This is a genomic window from Sivoneniella epilithica UHCC 1019, assembly GCF_040830845.1.
Classification (GTDB): domain Bacteria; phylum Cyanobacteriota; class Cyanobacteriia; order Leptolyngbyales; family Leptolyngbyaceae; genus ULC077BIN1.
Window position 1 is genome coordinate 62648 of the sequence record NZ_JBFPDP010000025.1, and the last position, 13573, is coordinate 76220.

Annotated in this window: 11 protein-coding genes; 5 read left to right on the forward strand and 6 right to left on the reverse strand. The window is 47.6% G+C overall.

Going from position 1 to position 13573, the window contains the following annotated elements; translation table 11 throughout:
- Positions 1 to 450 (reverse strand): hypothetical protein (locus tag AB3R30_RS15840; protein ID WP_458650171.1); only part of this gene is annotated, 450 nt, incomplete at its 3' end.
- Positions 451 to 1199: 749 nt separating this feature from the next.
- On the opposite strand from AB3R30_RS15840, the gene AB3R30_RS15845 reads away from it, so the two are divergent.
- Positions 1200 to 1631: a DUF6335 family protein gene (locus AB3R30_RS15845; RefSeq protein ID WP_458650172.1), complete on the forward strand. Its 432-nt coding sequence runs from the start codon at positions 1200 to 1202 to the stop codon at positions 1629 to 1631.
- Positions 1632 to 1760: 129 nt separating this feature from the next.
- On the opposite strand, the gene AB3R30_RS15850 is transcribed toward AB3R30_RS15845, so the two are convergent.
- From AB3R30_RS15850 to AB3R30_RS15865, 4 genes are all read right to left on the reverse strand, one after another.
- The gene (locus tag AB3R30_RS15850; protein ID WP_458650173.1) at positions 1761 to 2237 is read right to left on the reverse strand and encodes an orange carotenoid protein N-terminal domain-containing protein; all 477 of its coding nucleotides are present in this window, start codon (positions 2235 to 2237) and stop codon (positions 1761 to 1763) included.
- A 369-nt stretch (positions 2238 to 2606) separates the two neighbouring features.
- On the reverse strand, positions 2607 to 3224 hold the full coding sequence (locus AB3R30_RS15855) for a Crp/Fnr family transcriptional regulator (RefSeq protein ID WP_458650174.1): 618 nt from the start codon (positions 3222 to 3224) through the stop codon (positions 2607 to 2609).
- 109 nt (positions 3225 to 3333) lie between these two features.
- The gene (locus AB3R30_RS15860) at positions 3334 to 4344 is read right to left on the reverse strand and encodes a pentapeptide repeat-containing protein (RefSeq protein ID WP_458650175.1); all 1011 of its coding nucleotides are present in this window, start codon (positions 4342 to 4344) and stop codon (positions 3334 to 3336) included.
- Positions 4345 to 4573: 229 nt separating this feature from the next.
- Positions 4574 to 5425, reverse strand: coding sequence for a universal stress protein (locus tag AB3R30_RS15865; protein WP_458650176.1), 852 nt, complete (start codon positions 5423 to 5425; stop codon positions 4574 to 4576).
- Positions 5426 to 5676: 251 nt separating this feature from the next.
- Here AB3R30_RS15865 and AB3R30_RS15870 point away from each other — a divergent pair, with 251 nt between their 5' ends.
- The 3 genes from AB3R30_RS15870 to AB3R30_RS15880 all read left to right on the forward strand — a co-directional run bounded on the left by AB3R30_RS15870 (position 5677) and on the right by AB3R30_RS15880 (position 8428).
- Positions 5677 to 6162: an acyl-CoA thioesterase gene (locus tag AB3R30_RS15870; protein WP_458650177.1), complete on the forward strand. Its 486-nt coding sequence runs from the start codon at positions 5677 to 5679 to the stop codon at positions 6160 to 6162.
- Between the two features lie 230 nt (positions 6163 to 6392).
- Positions 6393 to 7238, forward strand: coding sequence for an Npun_R2479 family HD domain-containing metalloprotein (locus AB3R30_RS15875; protein ID WP_458650178.1), 846 nt, complete (start codon positions 6393 to 6395; stop codon positions 7236 to 7238).
- Positions 7239 to 7297: 59 nt separating this feature from the next.
- A complete protein-coding gene (locus AB3R30_RS15880; RefSeq protein WP_458650179.1) occupies positions 7298 to 8428 on the forward strand; it encodes an ABC transporter permease in 1131 nt (376 codons plus the stop codon).
- Between the two features lie 14 nt (positions 8429 to 8442).
- Here the strand turns inward: AB3R30_RS15880 and AB3R30_RS15885 are convergent, their stop codons facing one another.
- On the reverse strand, positions 8443 to 12075 hold the full coding sequence (locus tag AB3R30_RS15885; RefSeq protein ID WP_458650180.1) for a WD40 domain-containing protein: 3633 nt from the start codon (positions 12073 to 12075) through the stop codon (positions 8443 to 8445).
- Between the two features lie 253 nt (positions 12076 to 12328).
- On the opposite strand from AB3R30_RS15885, the gene AB3R30_RS15890 reads away from it, so the two are divergent.
- Positions 12329 to 13303: a ferritin-like domain-containing protein gene (locus tag AB3R30_RS15890; protein WP_458650181.1), complete on the forward strand. Its 975-nt coding sequence runs from the start codon at positions 12329 to 12331 to the stop codon at positions 13301 to 13303.
- Positions 13304 to 13573 lie beyond the last annotated feature (270 nt).

Sequence of the window (13573 nt, forward strand, 5' to 3'; positions counted from 1 at the left end):
GCCACCTGTATTTGGGCTAGTCAGTCGGCTACCACCCACACCGGACTCAGCACTTCCACCAACACCCATCGATGGACTCATGGATGGACTCATGGAACCTTGAGTTCCACTGGGAGAAATTCCATCAGTTGAACGACCACTACGAGGAGCAGTATAAGTACCTCTTCCAGGAGTATTAGAGTTGGGAGCGGTTAAGCTATCATTTCTGATTGAATTCTGCCTAATAGTTGCAGGGTTTTGTCTTAAGGTACTAGGATTTTCTGAGTTAATAGGATTGATAGTGTTTTGTTGCTCTAATCCGCCTGAATTAGGGGATGTAGAAGGAGACTGTTGAGAATTAGCCGACTCTGGAAGAAATAGGGCGATCGCTGAACAGACTGCTAAGGCACTAACGCTAGAAAATCTAACTAGATTAAGCAGGTTATTTTTTAAGTTACGCTTGGTTTCCATGATTGCCTCTTGAAATTGTAAATTTTTGACGGCTTTGGAAAGTTGAAAAATCCTGTTTATTATCAACAGTAGATTTTTCATAGGTGCCGCTTCAACTTCAAAAAAAAGCAGCTTTTTAGCTTTTCCTTATCTAATGAAGTTGATACATTAACTGTAGGTTGTGGCTACAAATGCTGTGTCTGTCATTAGAAAGGTTAAAAAATATCAAAAGAGATACATTAATTTAAATTTATTTGTAGCACTAAGCAACCCAAGAGATATTAAGCATAATCTAAGAAATATTAAACAATCAGTGGAAAAAATAGCAAGAAAAAAATAGCAAGAAAAAGTAGCAGTAGAATTTAAGTGCTTCAGGGTTCCGATTTCCGCTTCCTGCTTTAGAGAAAAGGTTTAGAAATGAGAGTAGGTTAACAATTGACCAAGTTGCGATGTGATTAAAATGAAAAAGCTAACAAAGATATCTATCTACTTAATGATTTTATTTTTTAAAAGTCCAGCTAAACTTACTTAAATTGACAGGCAGTGCAGGAACGTAGCTTTAAGTAGGTGGATCTAAATAAACGTAAGATGCCACAAAATAGCCTTCAGATGCCACAGAATAGCCTTCATCTTAAAGTCATCTTCCTAAAGAAAGGGAATTTGAATACTACTCTTTCTCGTTGGATCTTTCTCGTTGGAGATAAGTATTTTCTATTTAATTGCAAACTAATTGTAAAAGATTCTTTCAGTAAATTGTCAGGTAAACGACCATGAATCAAAATGTAGACAATTCAGATAATGAACTTTTAGACAATTCAGAAAAATTGAGTGATAAACAAGCGCTGCAAAAAACTATCGATCTTCCCAAGGAAGTGACAGAATCTTATGGGACAGGTGTTCATGACCAGTCTGGAACGAGTTCTAGTGGACAACCGTTGCGCGATCGCATAGAGGATTTTGATGAATCTGATTCAATGCTTACTGGCATAGACGTTGATGCAGTAGGGGATGAATCGGTTGGGGGCACAATGCCAACTCCTGATATGGATATTGTGGATGAGCTAGGAGCGGCGGTTGGGTTAGAAATGGACGATAGAGCGTTTTTGAGAACCAATGAGATTCTTGAAGCACGGGACGATCGCCGATGGGAACTTGATCCAGAAGTATCAGAAGACTATAGCGATCGCTCCAGTGATTTATAAAACCATACCAACTAGATAACAAATCGAAAACTGAATTGGGAGCCTGTTTCTCTACAGGCTCCCAACTTTTTTAAGCTAGCTTCATTGCTTGAACTAATCTAAATCATCAACACAAAATCATCAACACAATTAAGCACCAGTTGCATCAAATCCCATAGGGGAAACAATATCGCGGAAAAATGCAATCTGCTTTTCAAAACCTAGATCTTGAACCTGAGTCAACAACTGGTTTGCTTCACCAGAAAGTTGATAATCAGGTGGCATTGGAATAATTTGATTGCTATCCATTCCTTGCGCTAATAAATACCAAAATAGTAATTTTGTAGTATCGCTTAGTGCGGCATATTCTCGCGTAATTACGGTATCTTTGCCTGTAATCAAATCCCGTTGAAGCTGGAGTTGATCCTCAAAAGATAACTCTTTGACTTGAGTGAATAATCCTTCAGCAATTTCGGGTGATGCCTTACTTGCGCCCGGAGCCGCCGGCGTAACTGTATCTCCCATCTTTTCATAAATAAAATAAAACAGCGCTAATTGCTGATCTACGTCCAATGCTTGAAAAGCTTTTACCTGCTCAGGCGCGACATTTGAAGTAACGGAAGTCATAGAGAACCTCTTATTTGTATTCAGTAAGTCCCCTTAGATTACGAGGGATAAGTGAGGCTTTAACCCAACGGAGGACAGAGATTACAACTCCTTCTAAGGACAGAGAAGGCTACTCAACAAATAGCGGTCTTCATGAGCGCCACCATCTGTTCGCTTACTCCCCTCTCGCAGAAGCAGAATTTGTTTTGTAAATAGGCGATGCATTGCTTCGCAACACCTTTCACGATCGCACACTGCTACATGCGCCTAGAAACTACATGCGCCTAGAAATTAGTCGTATCGGCACACCTCTAAAACTTTTTACAAGATGCTTTTTATATCAACTTCCGCAAGCATAAAATCTGCTATGTCAGATTAAAAACACGCTCACTATTGCAGCAAGACAATGTGACGACTACTATCCAACTTTAGCCAGTTTTCATCTTTCAGTTTGCCGAGCAGTCGAGTTACCGTCACGCGAGTGGTGCCGATCGCGCTTGCCAAATGTTGATGGGTTAACCGCACACTCAAGCGGGTTCCTTCAGCACAAGGGGAGCCAATTTCCATTTGTAACAACAGCAAAAGTTGACGTAGGCGATCTTCTACACGACGGCACCCCGCCATGGCTAGCATGGCTTCGGCTTGACGCAATCGGCGACTAAGATGCAAGAAAATTTCATTGGTCAAATCAGGCGATTGCTGCACTTCAATCAAGGTTAGGCACATCAAATCTACATCTGACATCGCGATCGCCTGATAAGGGTAAATCAGTGATAAGGGAAGACCAAACGGCATAGATGAACACGCCAGCCCTAGCAGAGCCTCATCGCCATTGGGATACAGCGTACTCAACTGAACAACCCCACGACAAACCACCCAAATATCTAGAGGATTCATTGGGATCGTTTGCCCAGCCCGAAATGCTTGCAAATGTCGCCCTTGATAAACTCCTTCCAAAAATTGACGCAAATCCCGCTGAGGCGTTTTGGAAGTAGAGAGTTGAAGCATAAACAACATCCTATTCATGTGGCGATGTCGCCTAGACTACAACCCTGAGATCAAGGGAAGTTAATTGACAGGTTGGCTTTTGGTTAAGTTTTTTGGATGAAGTTTTTGCTTAACTATAAACCCGACCATCGGGCAGGATGGCTCCAGTTAACGTAGCCCCAGTCAGTTTAACCATGATGCGATCGCCCGCGCTGACTTTGGCACCCCGCAAATCTGCCCCGGTTAAATCGGCTCCGCTCAAATCTGCCCCAATTAAGTTGGCATCTTTCAAATTTGCCTGTCTCAAATTGGCTTGCAGTAGATTTGCTCGAAATAAATTGGCTTGCTGTAAATTCGCCCCACTTAAGTTAACGCCATGCAAAAAGGCATCGCTTAAATTGGCATGACTCAAATTGGCGTTGCTTAAGTTTCGCTGAGACAAGTCTCGTTCGGTAAGATCTGCCCCACTAAAATTAGTACCGCTCATATCAGGGTGGGGCGATCGCCAAACTGGAGCCTCATAAATAGGACGGGGGGGCGGTTCGGGTTTGGGGGATGCTGGAGGCTTGGTTGGGGAATGCGTTGAAGCAGACTGAGACACCTGGGAGGAAGTTGCCTGGTAATACGCTTGATAGGGCGCATAGTCAGACGAGTTGAACGTTGAAGAACGAGACGGCTCTGGCGGCTTTGGGGTTTGCGTTGATTGAGAATTTGTAGTTTTTTCAGAGGATGCAGTTTTTCCAGAGGATGTAGACTGACCAGAAGATGCCGAATAGCGCGGTTTTTCTTTGGCGTGAGAAGCAGACTCTTGATACTGCTGATGGGGGCGAGGATAGGGCTGATAGTAATGTCGGCGAGATTGAGAACGCGGCTCTGGTTCTGAACGAGTGCTTTTGGTCGATTGGGTAGTTCCGTTAGAATTTGCTTGTCCATTGGAGCGATCGCGCAGACGATCGCGTGCATGGTTCAGTTCCTTCATTTTTTCCTCTGCTTTTTCAACTAAGCGAGGATTGCCCTTAGGAACGCGATCGGGATGCCAAATTAAAACCAGGTCTTTATATGCCTGGTTCACTTCTTGAAGGGAAGCGCCAGACTTAAGCCCCAAAATCTTGTAGCACTGCTCTAGATCGCTCATTGACATCAAGATACCATCATTTCCTAAATGGGGTTTTGGAGATAAGAATGGGGTTTTGGAGATAAAAAATAGGTTGCTACCGAGTAGGCTGAAGATAGATTTTAATCTACATTTAAGATTAATCGCCTAACCGTGAATTTGGCGTTAATTCATTCTATAGACTGGAAGCAGGCAGGGGCGAGAGGAGGATTTACATTTTTTGTTTTATGTTTAGCCTTTCGCCCCGATTTCTGCCCTATCCTGCTGTCCGTGCCAACAGCACCGGGCAATTCGCATAGACTCGCACATAGTCGGACAGAGAAGTTCCCAGGAGGCGATCGAGGTCAGGCAAGCCTTTCGCGATCGAAGGGCGGCGATCGGGTGAGCCTAACACCAGTAAATCAGCGTGAGTATCTTCAGCAATGCTACAAATCAGTTCACCAGGTTTACCGATAGCCGAGATACCTTGATAGGACACGCCCATTTTTTTGGCTTCTGCGATCGCCGCAGCCAGCACTGGATCTTTCTCCGCTTCAGCACCCGTTTTCTGCTCAGATTTTGCGCTCATGCTGGCATCCACATGCACTAATGTAATCTGACTGCCTTTGATATCGCGCAGCAAAAATAGCGCCAATTTCAAGCAACTCTTGGATGCCTCAGATTTATCGATCGCCACCATCACCCGTTTGATTTTCTTAACGTAAATATCATCCTTGACTAATAACATGGGGCGAGACGATAGCTGAAACACATATTGACTCACCGAATTTTCCAAAATGGACATAATTCGCTTGAGTCCGCGTGATCCCATAATGATCAAGTCTGCGTCGATTTCTTCCGCCACTTTGCACACGACATCTTTGGGTTCGCCTTGTCGCAACATCGCGTTCACATGATTCGGATCAAGCTTCAGCGTTTGGATCGCGTTTGCCAAAACCTTACCGCCTTCCTCCCATTTTTCAGTCATCGCCTCGGTCGTCGTTTGGGCAGGAACTACATGCAACACCGTCACTCTTGCTCGCTGAATTGAAGGAATATCCATCAGCGCTTTTAGCATTTCTTCAGAATTTCCGGTGCCGGAATTGGCTAGTAAAATTTTTTCTATCATTGCTTTGGCTCGTGTCTCAAAACGTTAAGTGTGCTGGAGGTGATTTATATCGCGACAGAAACTAAAGATTTATTGGCAATCAAATCCGTTGGCAACAAAATCTATTTCTATTAATAGCTTTATCCCTTGCTCTGCTCAATCAACTGTATTTTGAATCCACAATTTTTCACAAATCTGTACTAATCTTCTGCATTGAAATGTTCTTTAATGGCTAAACAGCATCAAACCAAGTTAGTTATATCTTAATGACTATGAATTCATCGGATACTCATCAACTTCCACCCACAGGCGTGCTTCAAAGCGATTTGCAAGCAACTACGCCCACTTGGTTTAATTATCCAGTGGTGGCTCACCCGCACTATACGGACTATGGTGGGAATGTTTGGCATGGTGCTTATATTGCTTGGATGGAGGAAGCTCGAATTGAATGCCTGCGATCGATTGGGATTGAATTTGCTAATTTAGTGGCGTTGGGCTGCGATTTGCCAGTAGTTGAGCTTGCCTTGCGCTATCATCAGTCGGTGCAAATGGGCATGGCGGCGATCGTAAAAACTCGGATGACAGAAATGTCGGGGGTGCGGATTAATTGGGATTATCAGGTTGAATCGACCGATGGGCAAACGCTGTTTGTATCCGCCAGAATTACGTTAGTTGCCGTCGATCGCGAAAAGGGCAAGATCCTCCGTCAGTTACCCCCCACCGTCAAAGAAGCACTGGTTAAGCTATCAGAAAGCTGAGCAGGATTCTAGAGATCTGCCTGATTTGGGTTGATTGGGACTGTAAGAGTTGATTGGGGCTGTAAGAATAGACAGAAATTCTGTGTAATTGGATTCTGTTCAGTTGGATACAGTGAGGGAACTATAGGAAACAGCGCTACAATCTCTTTTGCCAAGCTTATGTTTTTTACTAGGGACTTCCTGAAGACGCTTTAATATCGCGATCGCACCCAGTTTCGCCAAAAAACAGCATGTTTAATGCCACTGAACTATTAATCGAAGACTTTGTTAAAAAGCTAAAGGAAGGCTACCGCCGTACCTATGGCGGCTTAAAGTCAGACTACGAAGATATCATCGGCTGGGTTGGCTCCATGGCAATGGAAAATATTGCCAATAGCGATGCACTCTATCACAACGTCGAGCATTCTATTCTGGTCGCTCTGGTTGGGCAAGAAATTCTGCGCGGCAAACACATTCGTGAAGGCGGCGTTTCTTGTGACGATTGGCTACATTATGTGATCGCGCTAGTTTGTCACGACATTGGCTACGTTAAAGGAGTGTGCCGACAGGATCGAACTGGTTTGTATGCCACTGGCAAAGATGGCGGCATGGTTCCCCTGTCAATTGGCTCCTCCGATGCCGCCCTTACGCCCTACCATGTAGACCGAGCAAAACTCTTTATCGATGAACGCTTTGGGGGACACAAGCTGATTGATGCTGAAGTGATTAAGCACAACATTGAACTGACTCGCTTTCCGGTTCCGAATGCAGAGGATCACCAAGAAACCACAAACTTTCCGGGTTTGATTCGAGCGTCCGATTTGATTGGGCAACTGAGCGACCCCCGCTACCTGAAAAAAATTGGGGCGTTGTTCTATGAGTTTGAAGAGACTGGAGTCAACCAAGCGCTAGGCTATCGCCATCCAGGAGATTTGCGCCGAAACTATCCCAAATTCTATTGGCATGGAGTCTATCCTTATATCCAAGATGCCTTACAGTATCTTTCTTTGACTCAACAAGGAAAACAAATTGCTGCCAATCTCTATTCCAATGTGTTTGTAGTGGAACATGAGGATTTGGAACACTCATCGCTCTAAGCCCCATTGGGCATCTGAGCCGATATGCTAATTTGAGTAAACAAAATCTTGGCTTTCCTATGAACTGGTGGCGACGGCTAAAAACTAATACCTTGGCAAGACTGGGGGCATTGGTATTGATCACTTTTTATCTGGCGGTGATTGCGGCTGAATTTGTTGCGCCCTATAATCCCTACACCTCTCAGCCCGATGGGGCACTGTTGCCACCGACCCAAATTTATTGGAATGAGCCAGGAGTGGTCGGTCCTCATGTCTATCCCACGACTCAAGGACCTGTCGATTTGGAGACGGGCGATCGCAAGCTAATTGTCGATCGCAGCAAACCATCGCCGATTCGCTTGTTTGTGCAAGGGGAACCCTATCGCCTGTTTCAAATTAAGCTGCCCTTGCCTACCCAGTTCTCCCTGACGAATCCTAAGTTTGATGAAGTGGAAGTCTTTTCCGGCATTCCCGCCAGCCTACGGTTGTTTGGTACGGAAGGGGCGGGCAAGTGGAATCTGCTAGGCACCGATGAACAAGCCCGCGATCAATTTAGCCGATTGGTCTTTGGAGGACGGATTAGCCTCAGCATTGGACTAGTGGGCATTGCAATTTCTTTTCCCTTAGGAATGCTGGTGGGCGGTATTTCCGGCTATTTTGGCGGCTGGACAGATATCATTCTGATGCGCCTCGTAGAAGTGCTGATGACGATTCCTAGCATTTACTTATTGATTGCCCTAGCCGCCGTATTGCCCACAGGACTCAGCAGCGCTCAGCGGTTTTTGCTGATTATTTTGATTACTTCATTCATTCGTTGGGCAGGGTTAGCGCGGGTGATTCGGGGTGAGGTGTTGTCGCTGAAAGAACGAGAATTTGTGCAGGCGGCGAAAGCAATGGGTGGGCGATCGCTCTACATCATCGTGCGCCACATCTTGCCTCAAACTGCCACCTACATTATTATTGCGGCGACGCTATCCATTCCAGATTTCATCGTGGCAGAATCAGTCCTCAGTCTAATCGGTCTCGGCATTCAGCAGCCCGATCCATCTTGGGGCAATATGCTGTCCCTCGCGACTAATGCGTCTGTCTTGGTGTTGCAACCTTGGCTAATTTGGTCGCCTGCCGTGCTGATTATTTTGACGGTGCTGGCGTTTAATTTGCTAGGGGATGGGTTACGGGATGCCCTTGATCCACGCAGTTTGGAGCGATGAACGCATGACGGTGTTTATGATGGCACAACTTTTTCGATCGCGCCTAGTGTTTTGAGAGTCAGACGTTGGGCATCGGTTAAGCCCGTTGCATCGGTAATCATCATGCCTTCGTAAGGACGAGGAATGTGCAAGATTAAATGACGATTCCCAGTTTCCACCTCAAAAATGGTGCAAGTGCCGTTACGACTCCCCACACTCAGCAAGCGACCATCGGGGCTGAACAGTAGCGCGTTGTTATAGTCGATTTGCTCAGCTAGGGTTTGTAAACAGGTGCCACTGTGGATATCCCATAGTTTGACGGTGCCGTCTAAGCTGGCGCTGGCGAAACAATGCCCTTGGGGATGGAAGGCGATCGCCGCAATACTGCCCTGGTGAGCGTCCCAGACTCGCAGGCAATCGCCCGTTTCCACCTGCCACAGGCGGAGGGTCTGGTCTTGTCCACCGCTCACCAGCAGCATTCCATCGGGGCTAAAGGCGCAGAATCCCAGGCGACTAGTGTGTCCTACTAAGATGCGTAGGCAAATCCGGCTTTCTAGATCCCACAGGCGGAGGGTGGCATCCCAACTGGCGCTGGCAAGCAGGCGACCATCAGGGCTAAACGCCAGGGACTGCACTGGGTTTTTGTGTCCTTCCAATCCTTGTAAGCATTCTCCCGTGTGGGTGTGCCACAGGCGCAGGGTGCGATCGCCGCTGGCGCTAGCAATCCAGGGTTGAGTGGGGTGAAATGCCACAAATCGAATCCAGGCAGTGTGTCCTTGCAGTTGATGCAGACTGGTTTCCTGTTGCAGGTCATATAAGCGAATCGTGTGGTCTAAACCGCTGCTGGCAAGAATTTGAGCATCGGGACTCAGGGCAGCATGGAAAATATCTTGCGGCGGCAAATGCAGCGTTTTTTGACAGTGCCCGGTTTGCACATCCCAAAAGCGCACTTGATGATCTTCGCTGAAGGTGAGCAACGTTGGCGGACTGGTTGCATTCGGAAAAATCGCGATCGGAAACGTGGTGTTGTGGTAGCCGTGCAACGTGCGAAGACACTGCCCCGTCTGGCTATCCCACAATTTGAGCGTTTTATCTTCGCTACCGCTGGCAATTTGGTGACCTTCTGGGCTAACGGCAACTGACCAAATGCGATTGTGATGACCGCGTAAGGTTCGCAGCAGTTGTCCCGTTTGCACATCCCAACATTTGAGGGTGCGATCGCCGCTGCCGCTGGTGAGGGTGCATCCATCAGGACTCAGTGCCAAACTCCAGATACCGTCTGTGTGCCCTTCTAAGCTTGTCCAGGTGGCGGCTTGCCAATCCCAGAGCTTGATTGCGCCATCATCGCCCCCCGTTGCCAACTGCCACGAGTCAGCGCGATCTCCCTCTAGCAGTCCAGTGTCTAATAGCTTGTTTCGCAGCCACGTTAATGACAATACAGCGCCACTATCGGACAAGATTTTGAGACAGTTTCCAGTCTGCACGTCCCAAATACGAATGGTCTGGTCGAAACTGCCGCTTGCCAGTAATAGGCGATCGCCTGCCCTGCCAAAGGCGATCGTTCGCACAATATCACTGTGTCCGGTCAACGTCTGTAAATGTTCGCCAGACTCCGTGAATAGGTTAATCGTCTGGTCGCTGCTGCTGCTTGCCCAGCGAGTGCCATCAGCAGAAAAAGCAACTGCTGCAATGCCGCCCGTATGCACTTGAATCGTTTGTAAGCAGTGCCCAGTTTGGCTATCCCACCGTTTGAGTGTGCGATCAAGGCTGCCCGTCACTAGCATTTTTCCATCGGGGCTAAACGCTAAGCCAAAAATCCATTCGCTGTGTGCCTGAAATGCCAAGAGTTGAGTACTATCTGCCACGCGCCAAAGGTATACCCAGCCGCGATCGTCACTGGTCACCAGCGTTTCTCCATCCGGGCTAAACGTCAACGCAATCACGCTGCCAAAGGTTTCAGTAAACGCAGAAGCAGTCAAATCAGCATGGCTAAAATTAACGTGGTTCAACGTTGCGCCGCGCAGATCCGCTTGCCAAATAGTCAACTGAGAAAAATCAGAGTCGCTTAAATCTGCCTGAAGATGGCGCAATAGATTTAGCACATTACCGCCCATGTACCCGGTTTGCAGCGGTGGTTTTCCTTGAAAAGGGCGCACCAGTTGAACGAGATGAGTCGGTAAGTTAATCGTGTTGCAAAGTGACTGAAGCCGCTGCACCAATGGATCGAGCAAGAAACGAGTTTGGGCTTCGCGAATGTAATCTTTTGCTTGAGCTTTGAGCAGGGCATAATTGCGAAACCAATCGAGATGTTGATTGATTATTTCGCCACAGAGTTCTGCAATCAGGCGACTGGTAGTGTACTCCATCACCACAGGCTGGAGCGTATAGCCAGTGTCGTTCGTTGTCAAGGGCAATTTTGCAGATTCGATTAGGCTGCGCTGTTTGAGAGAAACCAGGGTTTGGGGAAGTTGAATGCGAGATTCGGGTGACAGCAGATCGGTATGTAAAGTTGCAAGGGAAACAGGTTCACGGGCGATCGCCAACCAATACATTACTTCTTGTTCTACGTGAGACAGGCGGTTGAAATGGCGCTCTAGCAAATCTTGAATATCAGAAAAGCAAAAACTCCCCTGATGCATCAACTCTAAGAAACCCGTCACATCACTCTCCATCAAGCCGCGAATACCCGCCGCCACGATTTTTAACGCCAACGGGTTGCCGCCATAATGCTCCACGATCGCCGCTGACTCCATCCCCGAAGCCGCTGCCAAGCCAACTCTGGCTAAAATAGCCTGCCCGTCAGGATTCGATAGCCCCGGCAAGTGTAAACTCCGCACTTTTTCACCTGCCAATAATACGACCTCGCGGGGCGGCTCTCGACTAGTCAACAGCAAACAGCTTTGATGCCGCTCTTCCCCAATGCGGCGCAGCAGTTCACCATAGGCTTCGTATCCAGGGCGGTAGGTGCCAAGGGCAGTAGAGGCACGGGGAGAGAAAGAAGCAGGGGCAAGTAGGGAAGCAGGGGTGAGAATAGATTCAGCATTGTCGAGGATGAGCAGACAACGATAGTCGCGCAGGTGGCGAAGCAGCAAAGACAACTGCTGATCTAAAGTATCTGGTAGCGCAATTTGGGGTTGCTGGGATATGAAAGGAATCAGATCTGCCAGCAGGGTCTCTAGGGATGGCGCGTTCCGGAGCGATCGCCAAATCAAGCGACAGAAAGGGCGATCATCATTTGCGATCGCTCGTTCGATCAGCATGGCGGTTAGAGTCGTTTTGCCGATGCCGCCCATGCCCAGGATGGCGATCAGTTTGCAGCGATCGCCCTGAATCCACTGCTCCAAGGTTGCCAATTCCTGTTCTCGTCCGCAAAAAAAGGAGATTTCGGGGGCTTCGCCCCAGTCGAGGCAGGGAAGCGGAGTATGGGTTGTGTCAGCGGTAGAAGAGGACTCGGCGATCGCTTGCCAATCAGCCATTCCAACAGCGGCACAAATACGGATGAAGGTATCGGGTTGAATGCGTTCGCCACGCCAAAACTGTTTCAAACACGCCACGCTAGTTAGGGCGGCATCACTCCAACTCACAGATTGGCGGTTCCAACCTTTGCGTTTACGTGCCTGCTCCATCAGGTTTAACCCTTGTGCCGACGCTTTAAGCGCTCCTTCCATAAATCTTCTATCTAGATAGCTCTACTTTAATCAGAATGCATCCAGTTTTGATCAAACTGGAGTCTGGCAGGTCAGTTTTTAGTGTGCAATACGGGATGCTTCTGTCGTGAGATTCCCTCATCAAAAACTACGCCAATTTTTTAGCCAGAGTTTAAGCCAGCAGGCTCGAAAGGTTCAGGCATTCTAAGAAGTATGGAGCGCAACCCCAACGGCTCTAAGATTCAATCCCCCCTTGATTAGCAGGAACCTTATTATGACTGTCTTACTGCCTTCTCGCTCCTACTCGAAAGTTGCCGCTGCTACGTTTGATCTCGCGGGCTACTGCCCCAAAAATCCTAGCTATTTGCAAACCAGAGCGCGGGTGAATCGGCTGATTGATCGCTACCTGACGATCTCCCTCCTCAGCGATCGCCTAACGGATCTTCCTAGCCAGTTCACCACGCCTCACACACGCCCTTGGGAACCGATTAACTGGAAAGGAATTAACCCCGATCAGGTAATTGGCATTGATCCAGCCCTGTTTGCCCTCATCATTGCGGGTGCCACAGAAATTGAGGCTCCAATTCGTGCTTACTCTCAAGAAAGTTGGGATTACTTGGAAGCCGCGCATCCTCAAATGGCGTTTTTTATGGGCGGCGCCTGTAATGGCGATGGTTCCATCAAAACAATGGGCGTGTGGGAAAAGGAAGAACGGCAACATGCCCCCGCCCTTCGCAAGATTTATCAGCAATTGACGGGAGAAAAACTTCAACTCAAGCTTAACTCCGTCACAGGGTATCAGCCTAACGGCGACCCGTGGAATGCGGTGTATCATCACACCCTCCTCCGAATCACCACTGAATGGAGCGCTGCTGCGGTATATCTCTGGCTGATGGCACATTCGACAGGCGACCTACAACAGGCGATCGCCCAACCCCTGCAAGACGAAGTAAACCATCTGGCAAAATTTTGGGGCTTTAACCGATGGGCTTTCGCAGAGCCGTTTTTCACCCAAATGAAAGGCTCTACTCATAACTTGGTTGATTTGCTCAAACATCATCAGGGCGAACGTACCCACAGCGATGACTTGATGGGAACTGATCACCTGAACCACGCGATCGAGCTTACTTTTACCCTGATGCGCGTTATGGTACGGCTACGCGCTTGGAACAAAGAACTGAGTCCCAGTTTTCTGACCTATCTTTTTGGCATATCGCCCATGAGCGGTGCTAGCCAAGATGTTGCTTAGCGAATGACGGGAATTGAGTTTTGAGTTTTGAGTTTTGAGTTTTGAGTTTTGAGTTTTGAGTTTTGAGCAATGATGCAAGGATTTAACGCGATGTGCAACTTTCCTGAAACAACACAAAGAGCGCCCTCACCCTAGCCCTCTCCCAGTAGGAGAGGGAACAAGAAATGTCCAAAAACCCCTCTCCTACTGGGAGAGCAGGGTGGTTTCATGTTAGCCAGCGAAAAACTTGATGGATTTGGTTGGCAAGATCGCGAATGCAATCAGGAATAG

Coding starts and splice junctions, on each gene's coding strand:
- AB3R30_RS15845 (WP_458650172.1), top strand. CDS start 1,200: ATGAATCAAAATGTAGACAATTCAGATAATGAACTTTTAGACAATTCA.
- AB3R30_RS15850 (WP_458650173.1), bottom strand. CDS start 2,237: ATGACTTCCGTTACTTCAAATGTCGCGCCTGAGCAGGTAAAAGCTTTT.
- AB3R30_RS15855 (WP_458650174.1), bottom strand. CDS start 3,224: ATGCTTCAACTCTCTACTTCCAAAACGCCTCAGCGGGATTTGCGTCAA.
- AB3R30_RS15860 (WP_458650175.1), bottom strand. CDS start 4,344: ATGTCAATGAGCGATCTAGAGCAGTGCTACAAGATTTTGGGGCTTAAG.
- AB3R30_RS15865 (WP_458650176.1), bottom strand. CDS start 5,425: ATGATAGAAAAAATTTTACTAGCCAATTCCGGCACCGGAAATTCTGAA.
- AB3R30_RS15870 (WP_458650177.1), top strand. CDS start 5,677: ATGAATTCATCGGATACTCATCAACTTCCACCCACAGGCGTGCTTCAA.
- AB3R30_RS15875 (WP_458650178.1), top strand. CDS start 6,393: ATGTTTAATGCCACTGAACTATTAATCGAAGACTTTGTTAAAAAGCTA.
- AB3R30_RS15880 (WP_458650179.1), top strand. CDS start 7,298: ATGAACTGGTGGCGACGGCTAAAAACTAATACCTTGGCAAGACTGGGG.
- AB3R30_RS15885 (WP_458650180.1), bottom strand. CDS start 12,075: ATGGAAGGAGCGCTTAAAGCGTCGGCACAAGGGTTAAACCTGATGGAG.
- AB3R30_RS15890 (WP_458650181.1), top strand. CDS start 12,329: ATGACTGTCTTACTGCCTTCTCGCTCCTACTCGAAAGTTGCCGCTGCT.